Source organism: Sediminibacterium sp. FW305-C-61 (assembly GCF_058231065.1).
This window is the reverse complement of record NZ_JBIQXR010000004.1, coordinates 306,534-325,589: the sequence shown is the minus strand read 5'-3', so window position 1 is coordinate 325,589 and position 19,056 is coordinate 306,534. Positions and strand designations below refer to the sequence as shown.

The 19,056-nt window shown below is 40.5% G+C and carries 16 protein-coding genes; 10 read left to right on the top strand and 6 right to left on the bottom strand.

Annotated features, from left to right (window positions below):
• The first annotated feature begins 23 nt into the window (after positions 1–23).
• On the top strand, positions 24–986 hold the full coding sequence (locus tag ACH30E_RS12565) for an electron transfer flavoprotein subunit alpha/FixB family protein (protein ID WP_490825091.1): 963 nt from the start codon (positions 24–26) through the stop codon (positions 984–986).
• A 148-nt stretch (positions 987–1,134) separates the two neighbouring features.
• Positions 1,135–2,613, top strand: coding sequence for a rhomboid family intramembrane serine protease (locus ACH30E_RS12560; RefSeq protein ID WP_490825090.1), 1,479 nt, complete (start codon positions 1,135–1,137; stop codon positions 2,611–2,613).
• Positions 2,614–2,769: 156 nt separating this feature from the next.
• Here ACH30E_RS12560 and ACH30E_RS12555 read toward each other — a convergent pair whose 3' ends face one another.
• From ACH30E_RS12555 to ACH30E_RS12530, 6 genes are all read right to left on the bottom strand, one after another.
• Complete coding sequence (locus ACH30E_RS12555) at positions 2,770–3,183, bottom strand: type II toxin-antitoxin system VapC family toxin (protein WP_490825089.1); 414 nt, start codon at positions 3,181–3,183, stop codon at positions 2,770–2,772.
• Positions 3,180–3,422 (bottom strand): DUF6364 family protein, encoded by a 243-nt coding sequence (locus ACH30E_RS12550; protein ID WP_294992335.1) that lies wholly within the window; start codon positions 3,420–3,422, stop codon positions 3,180–3,182. The genes ACH30E_RS12555 and ACH30E_RS12550 overlap by 4 nt, the downstream gene beginning before the upstream one ends.
• Before the next feature lie 130 nt (positions 3,423–3,552).
• Positions 3,553–4,251: a GIY-YIG nuclease family protein gene (locus tag ACH30E_RS12545; protein ID WP_490825088.1), complete on the bottom strand. Its 699-nt coding sequence runs from the start codon at positions 4,249–4,251 to the stop codon at positions 3,553–3,555.
• Between the two features lie 232 nt (positions 4,252–4,483).
• Positions 4,484–5,029, bottom strand: coding sequence for a hypothetical protein (locus tag ACH30E_RS12540; protein WP_490825087.1), 546 nt, complete (start codon positions 5,027–5,029; stop codon positions 4,484–4,486).
• A gap of 724 nt (positions 5,030–5,753) precedes the next feature.
• Complete coding sequence (locus ACH30E_RS12535) at positions 5,754–6,542, bottom strand: SDR family oxidoreductase (RefSeq protein ID WP_294992337.1); 789 nt, start codon at positions 6,540–6,542, stop codon at positions 5,754–5,756.
• 10 nt (positions 6,543–6,552) lie between these two features.
• A complete protein-coding gene (locus tag ACH30E_RS12530) occupies positions 6,553–6,879 on the bottom strand; it encodes a cupin domain-containing protein (protein ID WP_294992340.1) in 327 nt (108 codons plus the stop codon).
• A gap of 11 nt (positions 6,880–6,890) precedes the next feature.
• Here ACH30E_RS12530 and ACH30E_RS12525 point away from each other — a divergent pair, with 11 nt between their 5' ends.
• From ACH30E_RS12525 to ACH30E_RS12490, 8 genes are all read left to right on the top strand, one after another.
• Positions 6,891–7,247: a DUF3817 domain-containing protein gene (locus ACH30E_RS12525; protein WP_490825086.1), complete on the top strand. Its 357-nt coding sequence runs from the start codon at positions 6,891–6,893 to the stop codon at positions 7,245–7,247.
• A 78-nt stretch (positions 7,248–7,325) separates the two neighbouring features.
• Complete coding sequence (locus ACH30E_RS12520) at positions 7,326–7,910, top strand: bifunctional nuclease family protein (protein WP_294992348.1); 585 nt, start codon at positions 7,326–7,328, stop codon at positions 7,908–7,910.
• Positions 7,911–8,065: 155 nt separating this feature from the next.
• Positions 8,066–8,887, top strand: coding sequence for a 4-(cytidine 5'-diphospho)-2-C-methyl-D-erythritol kinase (ispE, locus tag ACH30E_RS12515; protein WP_490825085.1), 822 nt, complete (start codon positions 8,066–8,068; stop codon positions 8,885–8,887).
• A gap of 366 nt (positions 8,888–9,253) precedes the next feature.
• Positions 9,254–13,777, top strand: a complete 4,524-nt coding sequence (gene gltB / locus ACH30E_RS12510) for a glutamate synthase large subunit (protein ID WP_490825084.1) — start codon at positions 9,254–9,256, stop codon at positions 13,775–13,777.
• Between the two features lie 72 nt (positions 13,778–13,849).
• Entirely contained in the window at positions 13,850–15,322 is a 1,473-nt protein-coding gene (locus ACH30E_RS12505; RefSeq protein WP_490825083.1) for a glutamate synthase subunit beta, read from the top strand.
• Positions 15,323–15,547: 225 nt separating this feature from the next.
• Positions 15,548–16,936: an ammonium transporter gene (locus ACH30E_RS12500; protein WP_294992683.1), complete on the top strand. Its 1,389-nt coding sequence runs from the start codon at positions 15,548–15,550 to the stop codon at positions 16,934–16,936.
• A 237-nt stretch (positions 16,937–17,173) separates the two neighbouring features.
• On the top strand, positions 17,174–18,202 hold the full coding sequence (locus tag ACH30E_RS12495; RefSeq protein WP_294992685.1) for an outer membrane beta-barrel protein: 1,029 nt from the start codon (positions 17,174–17,176) through the stop codon (positions 18,200–18,202).
• A 71-nt stretch (positions 18,203–18,273) separates the two neighbouring features.
• A complete protein-coding gene (locus ACH30E_RS12490) occupies positions 18,274–19,032 on the top strand; it encodes a lysophospholipid acyltransferase family protein (RefSeq protein WP_490825082.1) in 759 nt (252 codons plus the stop codon).
• Positions 19,033–19,056 lie beyond the last annotated feature (24 nt).

Sequence of the window (19,056 nt, the reverse complement as noted above, 5' to 3'; positions counted from 1 at the left end):
TTCTAAACTAAAAAAAGAAATCAATGTCTGTTTTAATATTTGTAGATCAATCAGAAGGCCATATCAAGAAAGCTTCTTTTGAAGTATTGACTTATGGCGCCAAATTAGCTGGTCAATTAGGAACAACTGCGGAAGCGCTCGTTTTAGGTACAGTTAGCGACGACCTGGCTGCTTTGGGAAAATATGGTGTTAGTAAAGTTCACCAGGTGAACAATGAAACGCTTAATCACCTCGATGCGCAGGTATACGCAAAACTAATTGCCGAAGCGGCCAATGCTACAGGCGCTAATGTGGTGGTTATTTCACACAATCAAACAGGTAAAGCTATTGCCGGACGTGTAGCAGTGCGTTTAAAAGCCGGACTCGTTGCTGGTGCCTGTGCCCTGCCTGATACTTCGAATGGTTTTGTTGTAAAGAAAACCGTTTTCTCAGGAAAAGCATTTGCCAATGTTAGCATCAACTCACCGGTAAAAGTAATTTCACTGAATCCGAACAGTTATACAACTATCGCAGGAGAAGGTAGTGCAACAGTTGAGCAGTTAGCCGTAACAGTTGATAGCCCTAAAGTAAAAGTAACTGCAGTGAATAAGGTAAGCGGAGAAATACCTTTAACAGAAGCTGAAATAGTAGTGAGTGGTGGCCGAGGTTTAAAAGGACCAGAAAACTGGGGTATTCTCTTAGATCTTGCTAAAGAACTGGGAGCTGCTACTGCATGTAGCCGTCCCGTAGGCGACGCACATTGGAGACCACACCATGAGCACGTAGGACAAACAGGTGTTCAAATTGCGCCTAATCTTTATATCGCTATTGGTATTTCAGGTGCTATCCAGCACCTGGCTGGTGTGAACCGCAGTAAGGTAATTGTGGTAATCAATAAAGATCCCGAAGCGCCATTCTTTAAGGCAGCAGATTATGGTATTGTGGGTGATGCTTTTGAAGTTGTGCCTAAGCTGACCGAAGAAATCAAGAAAATGAAAGCGCAGTAATTACTTGATTTATATGATAGAGAAAGGACTGGTTCTGCCAGTCCTTTTTTTATGCCCATACGAATAAAAATTAAAACAAACCTGTATTTTTAAATACAATCTTCTTATTTAAAAAAGATAGCAACTATTCTAACTATAAAGAGTATCTATGGCATTCGGACTTTCCCCAAAATTTAAGCAGGAATTTTCGTTAGAGGATCTAACGATCGAGCAATCACTCGCAATATCAATTGAAGTTGCCAAGTTTCTAAACTGGGATATAAGTATTGTAACTGCTACAGGTATTATTGCGTATACCCCCCTATCGATGAGCTCTTACAGCGAAGAAATAAAAATTAAAATAGGTGAATCATCTGGCACCATAGAAAGCACCTGTACCGGCAATCAAATGATGGATTGGGGAAAGAACAGAAAAAACACTGAAAAATTCATTGACACATTTATCGATTTAAAGAACAGTTATTCTGCGGAACAGCTTTCAATATTATATGAAAACCAAAGACAGGATTTTAATACAGAAAATCAAATCGAACTTTCTGACCAATCTCCTCTTTCAACGAAAGAAAAAATCTCCCATTTTTTTACCTTATTTATTCCAACGAAAGGCTATTATATAACGCCAATAATCATCAACCTGAATATTGCTGTTTTTATATTAATGGTAGCTTCAGGTGCAAATATTTTTCTTCCAGGCAGTGAAACGCTTTTGAAATGGGGAGCTAATTTCCGTCCTTCCACATTAGATGGTGAATGGTGGCGATTATTAACCAGTTGCTTTTTACATATTGGCATTTTACATCTACTGCTTAATATGTACGCATTACTATACATTGGATTGTTATTGGAGCCATATTTAGGAAAGGCAAACTTCCTGATCGCCTATTTACTAACCGGTATCTCAGCAAACACTGTTAGCCTCTCATGGCATGAACTAACCATCAGTGCAGGTGCTTCAGGAGCAATCTTTGGCATGTATGGTGTATTCCTTGCTTTATTAAGTACCAACCTGATCGAAAAATCGGCCCGTAAAGCATTGCTTACCAGCATTGGCATTTTTGTGGCTTATAATATCATGAATGGGTTTAAACCCAATAGTGGCGTGGACAATGCAGCCCATATTGGCGGTTTAATAAGTGGTTTAGTGATTGGTTTTGCTCTTATTCCAGGGCTGAAAAAAAACAACACGCAACAATATCCTTATATCATTCCTGCTGTCCTTATATCAATAAACCTTGCCGCATCATTTTATGTTTATTTTAAGACGCCCAATGATATAGGCCAATACGATAAAAAAATACAAGCATTTGTTGAAATGGAAGCAAAAGCATTAAAAATCTACCAGATGCCCCAGTCTTCCCCGAAAGACTCATTACTCTATGCAATAAAAGAAAACGGGATTTATTACTGGAATGAGAATATTAAACTTCTAAATGATATCGACAAACTAAACCTGCCTGATTTGATTCACAAGAGAAATCAAAAACTTCTACAATATTGTGATTTAAGGCTTAAAAGCTATTTCCTTATTTACAAAGCGGTAAATGAAGACACGGACATCTACAGGGACAGCATTGGTATATACAGCAGAGATATTGAGGCTTTGGTTAAAGAGCTAACAGGAAAATAAGCTTCCTGTAGTTATAAGCAGTTCCGCCAACTATAAGGAGCCTGTCCACCCAACATCTTACGGTAAATTTATAACATCGATATAAGCCGCTGCCTGCGGCCACGGCTGCTGCAAACTCTTGCAGCTTCCCAAAACTACAAGGTTACAGGCAGGCTATCAGATTGTCGCGCAAAACTCATCTGGTGCGAGAACGGTCACCTCACTCCCTCTGAAGTCTTTTATGTTTCTCGTCACAATGCAGTTAATATTATCAACCGCCATCGCACAATGAATCTGAATTGAATCTTCAAAGTCTTTATGTTTCGATCTAAGCCCTTGAGTTAATATCGACGCATCCACAGGCACAACCGATAGGTAGTCAAATAAACCCAATACGATTCCTCGGAGGGTTTTATCATCATGATACTTCTTCAACAGGTAATAGGTAGTTGCTATTGAATGGGAAGAGGTAAATAGTTTAATCTTTTTACGTTCAGCAGCCTCAAAAATGTCGACCGCGTACTTACTAAAAGGCTTACGATCGGCGATAAGGTCTACCAGTATATTTGTGTCCAGAAAGACCTTTCTCATAAATGCTTTTTCTCGTAATAAGATCGAAGTTCTTTTTTCTCGTCGAAGTCTTTAGGCAGTTTGACTGCACCAATCAGCTTTTGTAATTTAGGGGAAACCTTTTGCGCTGCCTGTTCCTGGGTAATTTTGTCCAGGTACTGCTCAATAAGCTCCGAAAGACTGCGGCCGGTATTTTTAGCATACAATTTAGCCCTTTCAATCACCTCCTTTTCAACTGTTAACGTGAGCTTGGTTGTCATAACACGTGTGTTTTGTACAAATATACGTGCTATGTTTTATTTTTCCAAGGAGATTACCCATAACATTATGGGTTTTGTGAAGGTTGGTAATCAGGCATCCGCCTTTTGTAAAACTGCTGTTAGGTTAAGTTTATCGAACATTATTGTCTTCAATAATATTTAGAAAGATTGTTTCAACCTCTTCTGGCGAAGTCAGAAACCATTCCGACCCGGGGGATGAGTCGATTTTCTTTCCTCGAAGTGTAAGAATACTATGGATAGCTGATTCTAATTGAGTTGGCAAGTCTGTTCTAATTATCAATGCAATATGAGGCCTTTCAGGTAGTGCTGTTGATGCCTGAGTTAAGATTCTTTGTAAAGGATCGCGATCTGTCTTCCCAATTTTACAAAACCAACTTGCTTCATTATTCTGTTCAGCCGTATGTCGGTAAATTGACAAATAGTATAGGTAGACTGTACTACTACCATTACCAATTATCTTATCCGCGATTGGTTGGGCCGTCTTTATTATTTCGTCTTGTTGTACTACAATATCAGATGGTGAATTATCCATAATGGATAACTCCCCTATTTTCCAGTATCCTGTTGATGGATTTTCTGCTAAGTTTCGTTCTTTCAAGTTTGTAAGTGCCCTTTTTACGCTGGATGTTATATCCTGAACATCTGCTTTCAACCCTCCATGATTTTCGTGATGTCTTACGACTTCGTCAACTATGGTCTGTCTGCCAATTAATCGTCCAGTAAACAACTGTTTTATTAAATCTTCAATTATCGCTGGCGTTAATGGTACGCCTTTATAAGGGTAGAGAGAATTAACATTAGAAATCATTGTATACTATTTATTTTTCGAACAACGCTGAAGCATAGGTGATGTGGCGACATTCTGTGTTCCATGTGCCTGGTGACGCCGCAGATTAAAAATACAGAAGTTTATTGTTTATTGGGCTGTTCGGCTTTATTCGTCTGCAGAAACCAAAGCCTATTTGTGAAGAAAGCCAAGAAAATATTCGTCCAGCCGCCATATACGCAATTGCAATGTTATGCGTTCGCCATTCTCGGAATTAGTCTTTAATATAGGTTGTCAAACTAGGTGGATAAGCGAGAGGATGGTCGCTTGTATTAAATTCGTTGCTTAGTCTAAACCAAAGTGCTGAAAGTCTTGCATTGAGCAAAGCAAATTTGTCAATGCTTTTTGCTATATGCTCATCCGTATACTCTCGATACTTTATTCCTTCAATTCCTTTTTCGTCCTTTTCAACGAATACAATTCTAAAAACTGTGAGGTCAGGCTCGTATGGAAAATCTCCTTTACAATGAGACATGTCATTTCGTACTATTCTAAATTCTTCCAAACCATCTAAATCAGTCTTAAACTCCGTATAATAATTGGGTTTATGTTTTTTTAAATCTGCTATGACATTATTAATCTTTCCAGCCATTCTCATTTCCTTAAACTGTCCAACTCGTTCATGATTATCTGGATCTGGATTGCAAAACATAATAATATTTAAAAGACTATATTCAATATCACAAGCCATCATTAAATATCTTCCCCGTATTTCAATTTCCTTTTTTGTCGCAGCAGTTTCCTTTAAAATGTCATACATGATATTGATTATTTAAGGAGTGATAAAAGCCAAGAGTTAAAACCAAAGGAAAATTTGTCAGCAAGACTGTTTAAAATTAAAAAGAAAATATATGAAAGCACTATAAAATGTCCGCTTGATAAAATTGTTTTTGTGTTAATATGGTTTCGTATATGATATTCGCTATTTCGTAGATTAAAATTAAATTCATCAGATTGTAATTCACTCTTCAATTTCATGTACTCTCGGACAGTGTGGATATAAATATAAAGTATGAATACTGAAACAATAATGATTGCAAACCAAAGTTTCATGTATGTTGTCAAAGCGTAGGTGAACGAAGCATAAAATAGCCCCATTAACGAAAAACAAGCAATAGAAAATATTATGAGAAATATTGTTGAGGCTACAAGAAGCCTCTCATTGTTTAAAACTTTTGATAACTTGAAGAATAACCAACCAAAGAGATTGCCAATTGTCCCTGTTGCAATGAAGAAGGCAAAAAGCAGTAAAAGTCCTTTGATTAAAAACCATATCATACAGGCAATTTTTATTGGCGCGAAGTGTCAGTTAATAAGCTTACACACAACTAATAAATTTACGAAACATTACCCATCAATAACCATTACCGCAATTTCCATATTTACATGATTATCAACCCCATAAAAAAATTGCCGAAACAGTACTTGCCATTTCGCCAATCCATCTCATTTAATCATACTCGATGAGTTGAAATCAAAACAACTTACAAACTCCCCGTTCGCCCACCATCAACCGGCAAATTAATCCCATTAATATATGCTGCTGCGGGCGAGCAAAGAAATGCAACCGCTGCCGCAAATTCTTCCGGTTCACCCAGTCTTCCAGCAGGAATCATTGCAACCGTTTTATCTACAATTGCGTCTATAGTTGTTGCTGCATTAGCGGCTTGTTTACCAAATAAATAATCGAGACGGTCTGTTTTAGTATAACCCGGCAAAACGTTATTTACTGTAATGCCATACATGCCAATTTCATTGGCCAAAGTTTTTGCCCAGTTAGCAACAGCGGCACGAACGGTATTTGAAATACCCAAACCATTAATCGGTTGCTTCACCGATGTGGATACAATATTGATGATTCTGCCAAATCCTTTAGCCCGCATCCCCGGCACTACTACTTGCGCCAGTGTATGTGCAGTAATAAGATGCGAACGAAAACTGTCTTCAATAGCCGTGGCTTCCGTTTTTAACAATTCTCCCGATGCAGGTCCCCCGCTGTTATTAATAAGTATATCGATTGTATGCCCTTTGATCAAAAAATCATACACTAATGTGGCAACATTTGAAGGCTCATTGCTATCAGCTACAAAATAACCATGTTGTTGCTGCAGTGTAGTATCGAGCGAGTGTAATACAGCCTTCAAATTTGCTTCATTTCTTGCCAGCAGGTAAACATTGGCACCCAGCAAAGCAAGCTCATGCGCAACAGCAGCACCCAGTCCCTGCGATGCGCCACATACCAGTGCTGTTTTTCCAGTTAAGTCGAGGTTCATAGTAATAAATTTATAAGGCCCTGTAATCTTCCCGTACCGGATGAAAAACATCAAGCAATACGCAATCTGTAATAGCCAGTCCTGAATGAGGCACATTGGAAGGAATTACGATAACCTCACCCGGACCAAACTCAATAGGCTCTCCGGCCAGTGTTAGCTGAAACCTACCTTCCAGTACATGTGCAACCTGCTCATGCGGATGTGCATGTTCTTTCAGCGCAGAACCAGCTTTTACATCGAGGTAAGAGAAAGTCATATTCTCCGTATGAATAAAACGGGCACTATAACCGGGTACTATTTCTTTCGGGGTAATACTTGACAAGTCTACTAAAGGCATAAAGATTATTTATGCTGCAAATTACAGATTCTGTTAACGATACACACAAGCGATCTTTATCGTTTCTTTGCAATATGTCGTCATCACTCCCACTCTTCCGAAAAATCGGTATTGCAGAAGGAATTTCCCTGCTTGTATTAATGGGTATTGCCATGCCCCTTAAATATTTTGCCGGCATACCTGAAGCTGTAAAATATACCGGATGGGCACATGGCATACTCTTTATTGCCTATTGCAGTCTGGCTTACCTGGTGAAAGAAGAAAAAAAATGGCCATTCAAAATGCTGGCATGGGCATTCCTGGCAGCATTCCTCCCATTTGGTACATTTATCTTCGACAAGAAACTAAGGACAGATAATCCGTTCTGACCTCCAATTCAGTTCAAAACCCCATCTAATCGCCAATCTGTTATTGTTACGGTAATTTGATTTATTTTCGTGTAGTCTATGAGAAAGATAGAATTGGAAATAGTAGCATTGTCGCACAGTATCACCCAAACCCATTCCTATGCGGTAGTATTAGGCGAAAAAAAGGGTTTGAGGAGACTTCCCATTGTTATTGGTGGCTTTGAGGCCCAGGCAATTGCCGTTGCACTCGAACACATGCAACCCAGTCGTCCCCTCACCCACGACCTGATGAAGAATTTCATGAATGCCTTTAATGTTGAACTCCAGGAAATCATCATCAGCGATTTACAGGAAGGCATTTTCTATTCAAAACTGGTTTGCTTCACCGAACACGATACCGTTGAAATAGATAGCCGCACCAGCGATGCATTGGCATTAGCTGTACGTTTTGGATGCCCTATTTATACCTATGAGCATATCCTTGAAAATGCAGGTATTCTTATGGAAGATGGCGGTAAAAAACAAAAAGCCGAAGCCGTAGGTGTTGAAGACGATACCAGCAACAGAGAAGACCTCTCAAATATGAGTCTCGAAGAACTTCAGAACCTCCTGAATGATGTACTCGAACACGAAGATTATATAAGGGCAATTGCAATCAGGGATGAGATGAATAAGAGGAAGTAGCTTCTAGCTTCTAGCTTCTAGCTTCTAGCTTCTAGCTTCTAGGACAAACTGCTTTCCAAATAGACTTAGTATTTTTATTAAAAAATAAATCCGAGATCAGACATCAGCCATCAGCCATCCAAAATCTGCCATCTGCCATCCCCCAATCCCCCTCTATGCTTTCTTTTCCGAATGCTAAAATCAACCTGGGACTAAATATCATCCGCAAGCGGGAAGATGGGTATCATGACCTTGAGACGGTTTTTTATCCGGTTGCCGGATTACGGGATGCATTGGAAATAATACATGGTAGTGAAGAGCAGACTTTGAAGTTTACCCAAACCGGACTATCTATTTCAGGCGATACAAATAATAATCTTTGCATCAAGGCATGCCATCTTTTAAAAAAAGATTTTCCCTCCTTGCCTCCTATTCAAATGCATTTGCACAAAGTAATTCCCATGGGAGCCGGACTAGGCGGTGGTAGTGCTGACGGGGCGTTTACACTGTCGATGCTCAATAAACAGTTTGGCTTAGCAATACCCGAATCCAGTTTACTTGAATATGCTTTGCAATTGGGCAGCGATTGCCCTTTTTTTATCCTCAATAAACCGGCTTATGCTACCGGACGAGGAGAACGCTTGAGTAATATTGAACTTGACCTTTCTGAATACCAATTTGTGCTGGTAAACCCAGGTATACATGTACCAACCGGCTGGGCATTCTCTCAGATAAAACCTGATCAGGCTATTTTTAATTGCAAGACTATCGTTCAACAACCCATTGAAACCTGGCAGGACAAGCTGACGAACGATTTTGAAATACCAGTAATGAAAGCATATCCGGAAATTGGAGCCATCAAAAAACAATTGCAGGAGCAAGGAGCACTCTATGCAGCAATGACAGGCACTGGTAGTACCGTCTTCGGCATCTTCCCGAAAAACGTCTTATTAGATTTAAAATTTCCTGCCCACTATTACTTGTTTCAGGGAAACTGATTAAATAAATATTTGATTGCCGTAAATACACAACCTGCTATTAATAGAACGCAGATTATCATGATTTTCAAGATCTATCATGATAAATCTTGAAAATCATGATAATCCGTGTTCTATCCTACGCTTTACCTGCACTAGGATTCTTCCAGCCAATTTTACGATGCACCCCATATTTCAGTAGAATCAAAATAGAAACAAACGTTAGTTTCCGTTTTAAACAATATTCTACAAAACCACATTAAGATTAAATAAAAATCAATCAATATCCACATTGATTGAACAACTTATTTTAAAATCTTGATTTTTTTGATTAATTTAGTACCGATTGCCTGCCATGCTATTTCCTGAACTTTAATTCGGTTGCAAATGCTTGTTTCAAAAAACAGCCAGGGTTTGTATGACCCAAGCTTTGAACATGATGCATGTGGCATTGGGTTCGTAGCAAATATTAAGGGTAGTAAATCACACCAACACATCACCGATGCCCTCACGGTATTGGAGAACATGGAACACCGCGGCGCATGCGGTTGCGAGAGCAATACAGGCGACGGAGCAGGTATCATGATTCAAATTCCACACGAATTCTTTTTCGATGAGTGTATTAAACAAGGAATACATCTTCCCTCTTTTGGTAAGTATGGAGTTGGAAGCATTTTCTTTCCTAAAGAATTACGCTTACGCGAAGAATGCCGCGACATTTTTAACCGTTCAGCAGAAAAGCTGGGACTTGAAATTCTCTGCTACCGTAAAGTACCGGTAAACACTACTGATATAGGCAAAACCGCACTCTCTGTTGAACCGGTAATGGAACAGGTATTTATCGCCTGCCCGGATCATATTACACAGCCAGATGAATTCGAAAGAAAACTATTCGTATTACGTAATTACGCATCACATACCATTAACAACACGGTTAAGAAAGATGAAATCGGTTTCTACCTCGCCTCCCTTTCTTACAAAACAATCGTATATAAAGGACAACTAACCAGCACACAGGTTAGAGGGTATTTTCCTGACCTGAGCGATAAAAGAGTTGTATCTGCATTTGGACTTGTACACTCCCGTTTTGCCACCAACACATTCCCTTCCTGGAAGCTGGCACAACCATTCAGATACATCGCACATAATGGAGAAATAAATACGCTTCAGGGAAATCTAAACTGGCTCAGAACAAGCGAAAAAGGATTCACTTCTCCTTATTTCAGTAAGGAAGAAATGGAAATGCTTTTACCGATTGTTACACAAGGACAATCAGATTCTGCCTGTCTGGATAATATGATTGAACTATTAACCCTTACAGGAAGATCCTTACCGCATGTAATGATGATGCTGATTCCCGAAGCATGGGACAGCAATGACCAGATGGACCCCATCAAAAAAGCGTTTTATGAATACCATGCCTGTATGATGGAGCCCTGGGATGGACCTGCATCGATTTCTTTTACGGATGGAAAAATAATTGGCGCCACACTGGATCGTAACGGCCTTCGTCCTTCACGCTACTGTGTTACAAACGACGATCGTGTAATTATGGCTTCTGAAACCGGCGTGTTACCTGTTGATCCATCCATCATCATTGAAAAAGGAAGACTACAGCCAGGTAAAATGTTTGTGGTTGATATGGAACAGGGTCGCATCATCAGCGATGAAGAATTGAAGCAGCAGATCTGCGCTCAGAAACCTTATGCAGATTGGTTGAACAAATACAAAATCAGGCTCGAAGAATTACCAGAGCCCCGTGTAATGTTCACCCATCTTGAACACGACCAGGTATTCAAATACCAAAAAGCATTTGGCTATTCAACGGAAGACCTGGATACCATTATAGCTCCAATGGCATTAGATGGCAAAGAACCTATTGGATCAATGGGAACCGATACACCATTGGCGGTATTAAGCGATCAACCTCAACATCTCAGCAGTTATTTTAAACAATTATTTGCGCAGGTTACCAACCCACCTATCGACCCAATCAGGGAACGCATGGTGATGTCACTGGCAACATTCGCCGGAAGCAACGGCAACCTGCTTGTTGAAGATCCACTTGCCTGTCATAGCGTAGCATTAAAACAACCCGTACTCAATAACCATGAACTCGAAAAAATAAGGAGTATAGATACCGGAATTTTTCAGGCAAAAACCCTGCAAACCTATTTCCGCGCCGATGGAAAACCGGGATCACTTAAAGCTGGCCTGGACAGGCTTTGCCGCTATGCAGTTGACGCTGTGGAAGATGGTTTTGAAGTAATTATCTTAACAGACAGGGCTATTGATTCCGATCACGCTCCTATGCCTTCTTTACTTGCTACCGCAGCAGTACACCATCACCTTATCAGAAAAGGGTATCGTGGTCAGGTTGGCATTATAGTTGAAGCCGGTGATGTATGGGAAGTGCATCATTTCGCTTGCCTTATTGCATTTGGCGCAACAGCCATAAACCCATACCTGGCTTTGTCATCCATACGTGATATGAAGCTCACTGAAAAATTACAAACAACACTCGATGTAGATTACCTGAAGAAAAATTATATCAAAGCGGTAAATGAAGGATTGTTGAAAGTGTTTTCCAAAATGGGTATTTCTACTTTACAATCATACCAGGGCGCGCAGATTTTTGAAATCATCGGTTTGAATAAAAAAGTAGTAGACACTTATTTCACTGGCGCTACTTCGAGGATTGAAGGAATGGGACTTGATGAAATAGCAAAAGAAACACTCGCAAAACATTATTTCGCGTTTGGCAAAAAAGATATACCGATAGATCGTTTGCCTGTTGGTGGTATTTACCAATGGAAAAGAAAAGGAGAATTTCATTTATTCAATCCGCAGACCATCCATCTCTTACAAAACGCTACTAAAACAAACGACTACAGCGTTTTCAAAAAATATTCAAAACTCATCAATGATCAATCTGAAAAAGCATGCACATTGCGCAGCTTATTTCAATTTAAAAGAAATCGTCCATCCATTTCCATTGATGAAGTAGAACCCGCAGAGTCTATTTATAAAAGATTTGCAACTGGCGCTATGTCGTTCGGCTCCATCTCCTGGGAAGCCCATACCACATTGGCAATCGCTATGAACCGACTGGGTGGAAAAAGCAATACAGGCGAAGGTGGTGAAGATGAAATCAGGTACACACCTTTGGCCAACGGCGACTCAATGCGTTCATCCATTAAGCAGGTTGCATCAGCGAGATTTGGGGTAACAAGCTTATACCTTACTGAAGCAGATGAGTTACAAATAAAAATGGCACAGGGGGCAAAGCCTGGTGAAGGCGGGCAACTACCCGGACATAAAGTAGACGATTGGATCGGTAAAACAAGACATGCGACTCCTGGTGTTGGATTAATTTCACCTCCACCCCATCACGATATTTATTCCATTGAAGATTTAGCACAATTAATATTCGATCTTAAGAATGCCAATCGCGCCGCTCGTATCAATGTTAAACTGGTATCGAAAGCAGGTGTTGGAACAATCGCAGCAGGTGTGGCGAAAGCCAAAGCCGATGTTGTATTGATATCAGGACATGATGGAGGCACTGGCGCATCTCCGATCAGTTCTATTAAACATGCTGGATTGCCATGGGAACTAGGGCTTGCAGAAACGCATCAGACACTGGTTAAAAACAAACTGAGAAGCAGAATTGTAGTGCAGGCAGATGGTCAAATGAAAACGGGTAGGGATATTGCAATAGCAACACTACTTGGTGCCGAAGAATGGGGCGTAGCAACGGCCGCACTAATTGTTGAAGGATGTATCATGATGCGTAAATGCCACATGAATACTTGTCCGGTTGGCGTTGCAACCCAGGATCCGGAATTGAGAAAACGTTTTACAGGCGATCCGGACCATATAGTCAACTTCTTCCGCTTTATTACACAGGAGCTAAGGGAAATCATGGCTGAATTAGGTTATCGCACGATACATGAAATGGTAGGGCAAGTTGACTCACTTGAAATGCGCGATAATATCAACCACTGGAAATATTCCAAACTCGATTTATCATCTGTTCTCTTTAAAGAACCTGAATCACTTTATACAGGCTTATTTAAACAGGAAGAACAGGATCATGGGTTGAGCGATGTACTCGACTGGAAGCTATTGAAAGCAGCAGCAGCTTCACTGGAGAATGCTACGCGAACCCATGCATCCTTTTCTATAAAAAATACGGATAGAACAGCAGGCACTATCCTATCAAATGAAATCACCAAACGCTACAGGGCTGCAGGTTTACCGGAAGACACCATTCATTTTAATTTCAATGGTACTGCCGGACAAAGCTTTGGCGCATTCAATACCAAAGGCGTAACCCTTGAACTGGAAGGTGATGCAAATGATTATTTTGGTAAAGGACTCAGTGGTGCAAAGCTCATCGTATATCCGGATAAGCAGGCCAGTTTTGTTCCGGAAGAAAATATCATCATCGGAAATGTGGCCCTCTATGGTGCTACCGCTGGTGAAGCCTATATCAGAGGCAAGGCAGGTGAAAGATTTGCCGTAAGAAATTCCGGCGCAAATGTGGTTGTAGAAGGTGTTGGAGATCATGGCTGCGAATACATGACAGGTGGCAGAGCCATTATCCTCGGTGATACCGGAAGAAACTTTGCAGCAGGTATGAGTGGAGGAATTGCCTATGTATACAATGCTTCCGGAAGTTTTGAAGAAAAATGCAATTGCGAAATGGTAGAACTCGACCCACTCGATTCATCAGACGCAAGCTTCCTTCAGGAAATGATCGCCAAACATTATAAATATACCAACAGCACCGTCGCCAAATTCATACTTGATGATTTCGACAACCAGCAAAAACATTTCATTAAAGTATTCCCGAGTGATTATAAGAAGGTGTTGATTCAGAAAGAGCAGGTAGTGATGAGTCCATAGTCCATAGTCCATAGTCTATAGACTCCCCCCCTCCTTAACAAAAAACTGGCTGCAATACAAAAACAGAAGAACATGGGTAAACCAACAGGATTTTTAGAATTTACGAGAACGCTTCCCGGGAAAAGAAAACCGGAGGAACGCATTAAAGACTATAAAGAATTTGTAGAACGCTTACCAGAACAATCCCTTAATCAGCAAGCGGCACGATGCATGAATTGCGGCGTACCTTTTTGCCACAGTGGTTGTCCGCTGGGAAATATCATCCCTGAATTCAATGACGCAGTTTATCGTCAGAACTGGGAAGAAGCATACGAAATACTAAGCGCTACGAACAATTTTCCCGAGTTCACCGGAAGAATTTGTCCAGCCCCCTGTGAAAGTGCCTGTGTACTTGGCATCAATCAACCTCCGGTAACTATTGAAGAAATTGAAAAGCATATTATTGAAATCGCCTTTGATAAAGGCTTTGTAAAACCGCGCATACCTAACCTACGCACCGGTAAAAAAATTGCAGTGGTGGGTTCTGGTCCTGCAGGACTTGCCGCCGCCGCTCAATTAAACTATGCAGGACATCAGGTTACGGTATTTGAGAGAGATGCTTATCCGGGTGGACTTTTAAGGTATGGCATTCCTGATTTCAAATTAGAAAAATGGGTGGTTGAAAGAAGGGTTGCTTTAATGGAACAGGAAGGGGTACAATTCAGGTGCAATTCAAATGTTGGGGTAAATATTGGTATCAATGATTTGTTACGTGAATTTCAGGCAATTGTATTAACTGGAGGATCCACTATTCCCCGCAACTTAAATATACCGGGACGAGAATTGAAGGGTGTACATTTTGCCATGGATTTCCTGAAACAACAAAACCAGCGAGTGTCTAATGAAGCAGTAACTGGTGAAGACATATTTGCTACTGCAAAAAATGTGGTGGTGATTGGTGGTGGAGATACAGGAAGCGATTGTGTAGGTACATCGAACAGACAAGGCGCATATTCTGTAACACAGCTTGAATTATTACCCAAGCCACCAGAACAAAGAACTACCCAAATGCCCTGGCCCACTTACCCAATGACCCTCAAAACCACTTCATCGCATGAAGAAGGCGCAAACAGAGAATGGGCTGTTGCCACAAAAGCATTTTTGGGCGATGCATCGGGGCAATTAAGGGCATTACAGATTGTGGACCTTCAATGGACAGCTTCCACATCAGAAAAGCCGGCAGGTTTTGCGGAGATAACGGGATCTGAAAGAGAAATTCCTTGTGAACTGGCTTTGCTGGCAATGGGATTTTTGCATCCACAACATGATGGACTGATTACAGAGCTGGGTGTTGCTTTAGATGAAAGAGGAAATGTTCGGGCAGATGAAAAGCAGTTCCAAACGAATATACCTAAGGTATTTACCGCTGGTGATATGAGGCGCGGACAATCACTGGTAGTTTGGGCTATTAGCGAAGGGAGAGAATGCGCCAGAAGGGTAGATCAGTATTTAATGGGCGATTCTGTATTAGAATCGAAGGATCAAAGCTATTTACTAAATATGTAATATTTTATAATTTATTATTTTCAAAAGCCGATTTCAATTTAGAAATCGGCTTTTTTATTTGATTATCAACATTTTACATCAAATAACAAGACAGATTCCTAATTAAATAATAACAAATAAAAAAATAATAAATGTTAATAAATGATAAGAAAATGATAAAATAATTTAGTAATATTGAATTGAAATTATTTATATCAATTATTTCTAACATTAATTAACCCTCGCATGAAAAAATTGACATTCCAGCAGGCTGCACCATTTGTTGCACTGGTTGCAGTAGCCATTGCGGCACTATTCGTTCCCTCCCTACCAGATTTTAAAGATGAAGCAGGCGCTTATAATCCTGCTGATATTACCTGGATCCTGGTTGCAACCGCACTTGTATTTCTGATGACACCGGGTCTCGCCTTCTTCTACGGCGGTATGGTGCACAGAAAGAATGTTATTTCTACCATGATTAAAAGTGTGGTTGCTACAGGAGTAGTAAGTATACTTTGGGTTTTTGTTGGTTATAGTCTTTGCTTCGGCGATTCAATCGGCGGATTCATTGGCGACCCTACCACACACATGTTTTTCAAAGGCATGAATTCTGGCGCTCCCTGGAGTCTTGCACCAAGCATTCCAATTACCTTATTTGCATTGTTTCAGCTCATGTTTGCCATTATTACACCAGGTCTGGTAGTAGGCGCCGTAGCAGAAAGGATCAAATTCACTTCCTATATTCTTTTTATCGCACTTTTCAGTCTGCTTGTATACGCACCAATAGCACACTGGACCTGGCATCCGGAAGGGTTCCTGTTTAAAATGGGTGCGCTTGATTTTGCCGGTGGTACTGTGGTACATATTTCTGCCGGTTGTGCCGCACTTGCAGGTGCACTGGTACTTAAACGCAGACAAGCACATGTTGAACAAAAAGAAATTCCACCTGCTAATATCCCCTATGTATTAATCGGAACTGGCTTATTATGGTTCGGTTGGTTTGGCTTTAACGCGGGTTCAGCATTAGGTGCTGGTCCACTAGCCGTTTCAGCTTTCGCTACAACCAATACTGCCGCAGCCGCTGCAGGTCTTTCATGGATGTTCTTTGATGTATTAAGAGGAAAAAAACCTTCCGTACTTGGATTTTGTATTGGTGCGGTTGTAGGACTAGTAGCCATCACTCCTGCTGCTGGTTTCGTAGCAATCCCTCAGTCCATTTTCGTGGGCGTAATTGCAGCAATTGTTTCAAATATCGCCGTATACTACAAATCAAAATCTAAATTAGATGATACACTGGATGTATTCCCTTGTCATGGTATCGGCGGTATTGTAGGTATGTTACTTACAGGTATTTTCGCTACCAAAACAGTAAATGGCGCCGGCGCTGATGGACTTTTCTACGGTAATGCCGCATTCTTCTTCACACAATTAAAAGCGCTTGGTATTGTGGTTGCTTACAGCTTCGTAGTATCATTCGGCATTTTTAAATTCATCAATTTCATCCTGCCACTTCGCGTTAGCTCTGAAGAAGAGTTATTAGGATTGGATGCTACCCAGCATAACGAAAAATATGTTCAGGGAACGCTTCTGGTAGAAAACAATGGTGAAATAAAAGAAAGTGTGATTGCAGGATAGAAAATTGGAAATAAGAAATATGAAATAAAGCTTGTCCTGAGCTTGTCGAAGGGGAATAAGAAAGGGATTAAACTCCCATAGAACTGACCTTCTAAAAAAATCATTCCTCATTTCATATTCCTTATTTCTTATTCCTTATTTCCTATTTCTTATTAAAAAAATAAGGTACAGCCATATGATAAACCTCTGACCAGGTTTACCGGCTGTACCTATTTGTTAATCATAAAACCTTTTGCAATGTTAAAGAAAATTTCAAGCATTTCATGTATGCTCTTCTCGTTTATTTGTGCTGATGCACAAACAGACTCCACTAAAAAAGCTACTACTACATTTTCCGGCTCTGTTGATGCCTATTACCGGTACGGTTTTTCCGATGCTCCCGGCAAAACCAACAATTTTACCAGTTTTACCAACTCACAAAACTCTTTTGAGCTTGGTATGGCATCATTTAAGGTAGACCACACAATAGGCAAAGTAACCGCTACTGCCGACCTGGGTTTTGGCAGAAGGGCACAGGAATTTTCTTACAACGACGCCGGCTCACTGGCTGCTATCAAACAGATGTATATAACTTATGCAGCTTCCGACAAAGTAAAATTCACTATGGGTAAATGGGCCACACATGTGGGCTATGAACTCGTTGATGCAGGTGGTAACAGAAACTATAGCATGTCTTATGGCTTCTCTTATGGACCATTCTTTCATACAGGTATTAAAGCCGACATTTCACTGGGCGGCAAAAGCGCCATGATGGTTGGTATTGCCAACCCAACCGACTATTCTACCACTACTTCTGCCGATAAATTTTTCCTGGCTCAATTCAGCACGGCAACCTCTAACGACAAAGTAAAAGCCTACCTGAACTTTCAGGGCGGAGCGGGCATTACACAGTATAACCTGGTTGTTACGGGAGCCCTGGCAGACAAATGGGGAATCAGTTACGATGGTAGCTTACAATCCTATTCTACAGCAGGAAATACTTCAAGTTGGAAAAGCCATGCTCTATACCTGAATTATGACCCAACTTCATCTGTAGGATTAACCCTCAGACAGGATTATTTCGATGACCGTAAGTTAACCCCTATTGGTTTGGGTGGAAAAATTATGGCTACAACTTTATCTGCTAACCTGAAGGCTGATAACCTGACCATTATCCCGGAATTCAGATACGATCATTCCCAACAGCCTGTTTTCTTCAAAGGAAGCGCAGCCTCTGGAACAAAAAATTCTGCAGCTTTCATACTTGCAGCCGTTTATAAGTTTTGATATTGATACACATGAGAAAATCAAAGTCGGTCAGCCTAAGGCTGATCGGCTTTTTTTATTAAGTTCGGGCTATGAAGCCCTTGCTGAAAATAATACAACTCATTTATTGTGCCTATGCCTTTTTACTCTTTGTACTGATCATGCTTTTAGTCTTCCCATTTGTACTCATGGCATTGGCTTTTGGAAAAATCAAAGGAGGAAATATTATTTATGCATTATGTATGATCTGGGCAAAAACCTGGTACCTCCTCATAGGCATCAGACACCAGGAAATTTTCGAAACACCTCATGATTATAACAGGCAATACATTTTTGTGGCTAATCATTGTTCTTATATGGATATCCCACCACTCGTACTTATTGCCCATAAACCCATTCGAATACTCGGTAAATATGAGATGGTAAAAATTCCGGTTTTTGGATGGATTTATAGAGCCGCCGTTGTGCTGGTCGACAGAAAAAATGCAGAAACAAGGGCAAAAAGTGTACGTGCCTTAAAATCTGCACTAAAACAGGGCATCTCCATTTTTATTTTCCCGGAAGGAACTTTCAATATGAGTACGGCCCCACTGAAAGATTTTTTTGATGGCGCTTTTAGAATTGCCATTGAAACCGAAACACCCATTAAACCAGTTTTACTGGTCGATACACTTGAGCGACTTCACTACAACAGCATATTTTCACTTACGCCTGGCAAAAACCGTGTTATTTACCTCGATGAGATACCCGTAACCGGATTAACCATGAAAGACATTTCTACCCTAAAAGAAAGGGTTTACGCGATTATGGATGAAGGACTGAGACGCTATCGCCAATATTCCATTGCTTAAGCCTTATTTTTGACCTAAACAGCT

What these genes read in the sequence shown, in the direction of transcription:
- ACH30E_RS12520 (WP_294992348.1), top strand. Translation starts at nt 7,326, where the DNA reads ATGAGAAAGATAGAATTGGAAATAGTAGCATTGTCGCACAGTATCACC.
- gltB (WP_490825084.1), top strand. Translation starts at nt 9,254, where the DNA reads ATGCTTGTTTCAAAAAACAGCCAGGGTTTGTATGACCCAAGCTTTGAA.
- ACH30E_RS12560 (WP_490825090.1), top strand. Translation starts at nt 1,135, where the DNA reads ATGGCATTCGGACTTTCCCCAAAATTTAAGCAGGAATTTTCGTTAGAG.
- ACH30E_RS12550 (WP_294992335.1), bottom strand. Translation starts at nt 3,422, where the DNA reads ATGACAACCAAGCTCACGTTAACAGTTGAAAAGGAGGTGATTGAAAGG.
- ACH30E_RS12565 (WP_490825091.1), top strand. Translation starts at nt 24, where the DNA reads ATGTCTGTTTTAATATTTGTAGATCAATCAGAAGGCCATATCAAGAAA.
- ACH30E_RS12540 (WP_490825087.1), bottom strand. Translation starts at nt 5,029, where the DNA reads ATGTATGACATTTTAAAGGAAACTGCTGCGACAAAAAAGGAAATTGAA.
- ACH30E_RS12500 (WP_294992683.1), top strand. Translation starts at nt 15,548, where the DNA reads ATGAAAAAATTGACATTCCAGCAGGCTGCACCATTTGTTGCACTGGTT.
- ACH30E_RS12505 (WP_490825083.1), top strand. Translation starts at nt 13,850, where the DNA reads ATGGGTAAACCAACAGGATTTTTAGAATTTACGAGAACGCTTCCCGGG.
- ACH30E_RS12490 (WP_490825082.1), top strand. Translation starts at nt 18,274, where the DNA reads ATGAAGCCCTTGCTGAAAATAATACAACTCATTTATTGTGCCTATGCC.
- ACH30E_RS12545 (WP_490825088.1), bottom strand. Translation starts at nt 4,251, where the DNA reads ATGATTTCTAATGTTAATTCTCTCTACCCTTATAAAGGCGTACCATTA.
- ACH30E_RS12555 (WP_490825089.1), bottom strand. Translation starts at nt 3,183, where the DNA reads ATGAGAAAGGTCTTTCTGGACACAAATATACTGGTAGACCTTATCGCC.
- ACH30E_RS12495 (WP_294992685.1), top strand. Translation starts at nt 17,174, where the DNA reads ATGTTAAAGAAAATTTCAAGCATTTCATGTATGCTCTTCTCGTTTATT.
- ACH30E_RS12530 (WP_294992340.1), bottom strand. Translation starts at nt 6,879, where the DNA reads ATGCCTTTAGTAGACTTGTCAAGTATTACCCCGAAAGAAATAGTACCC.
- ispE (WP_490825085.1), top strand. Translation starts at nt 8,066, where the DNA reads ATGCTTTCTTTTCCGAATGCTAAAATCAACCTGGGACTAAATATCATC.
- ACH30E_RS12525 (WP_490825086.1), top strand. Translation starts at nt 6,891, where the DNA reads ATGCTGCAAATTACAGATTCTGTTAACGATACACACAAGCGATCTTTA.
- ACH30E_RS12535 (WP_294992337.1), bottom strand. Translation starts at nt 6,542, where the DNA reads ATGAACCTCGACTTAACTGGAAAAACAGCACTGGTATGTGGCGCATCG.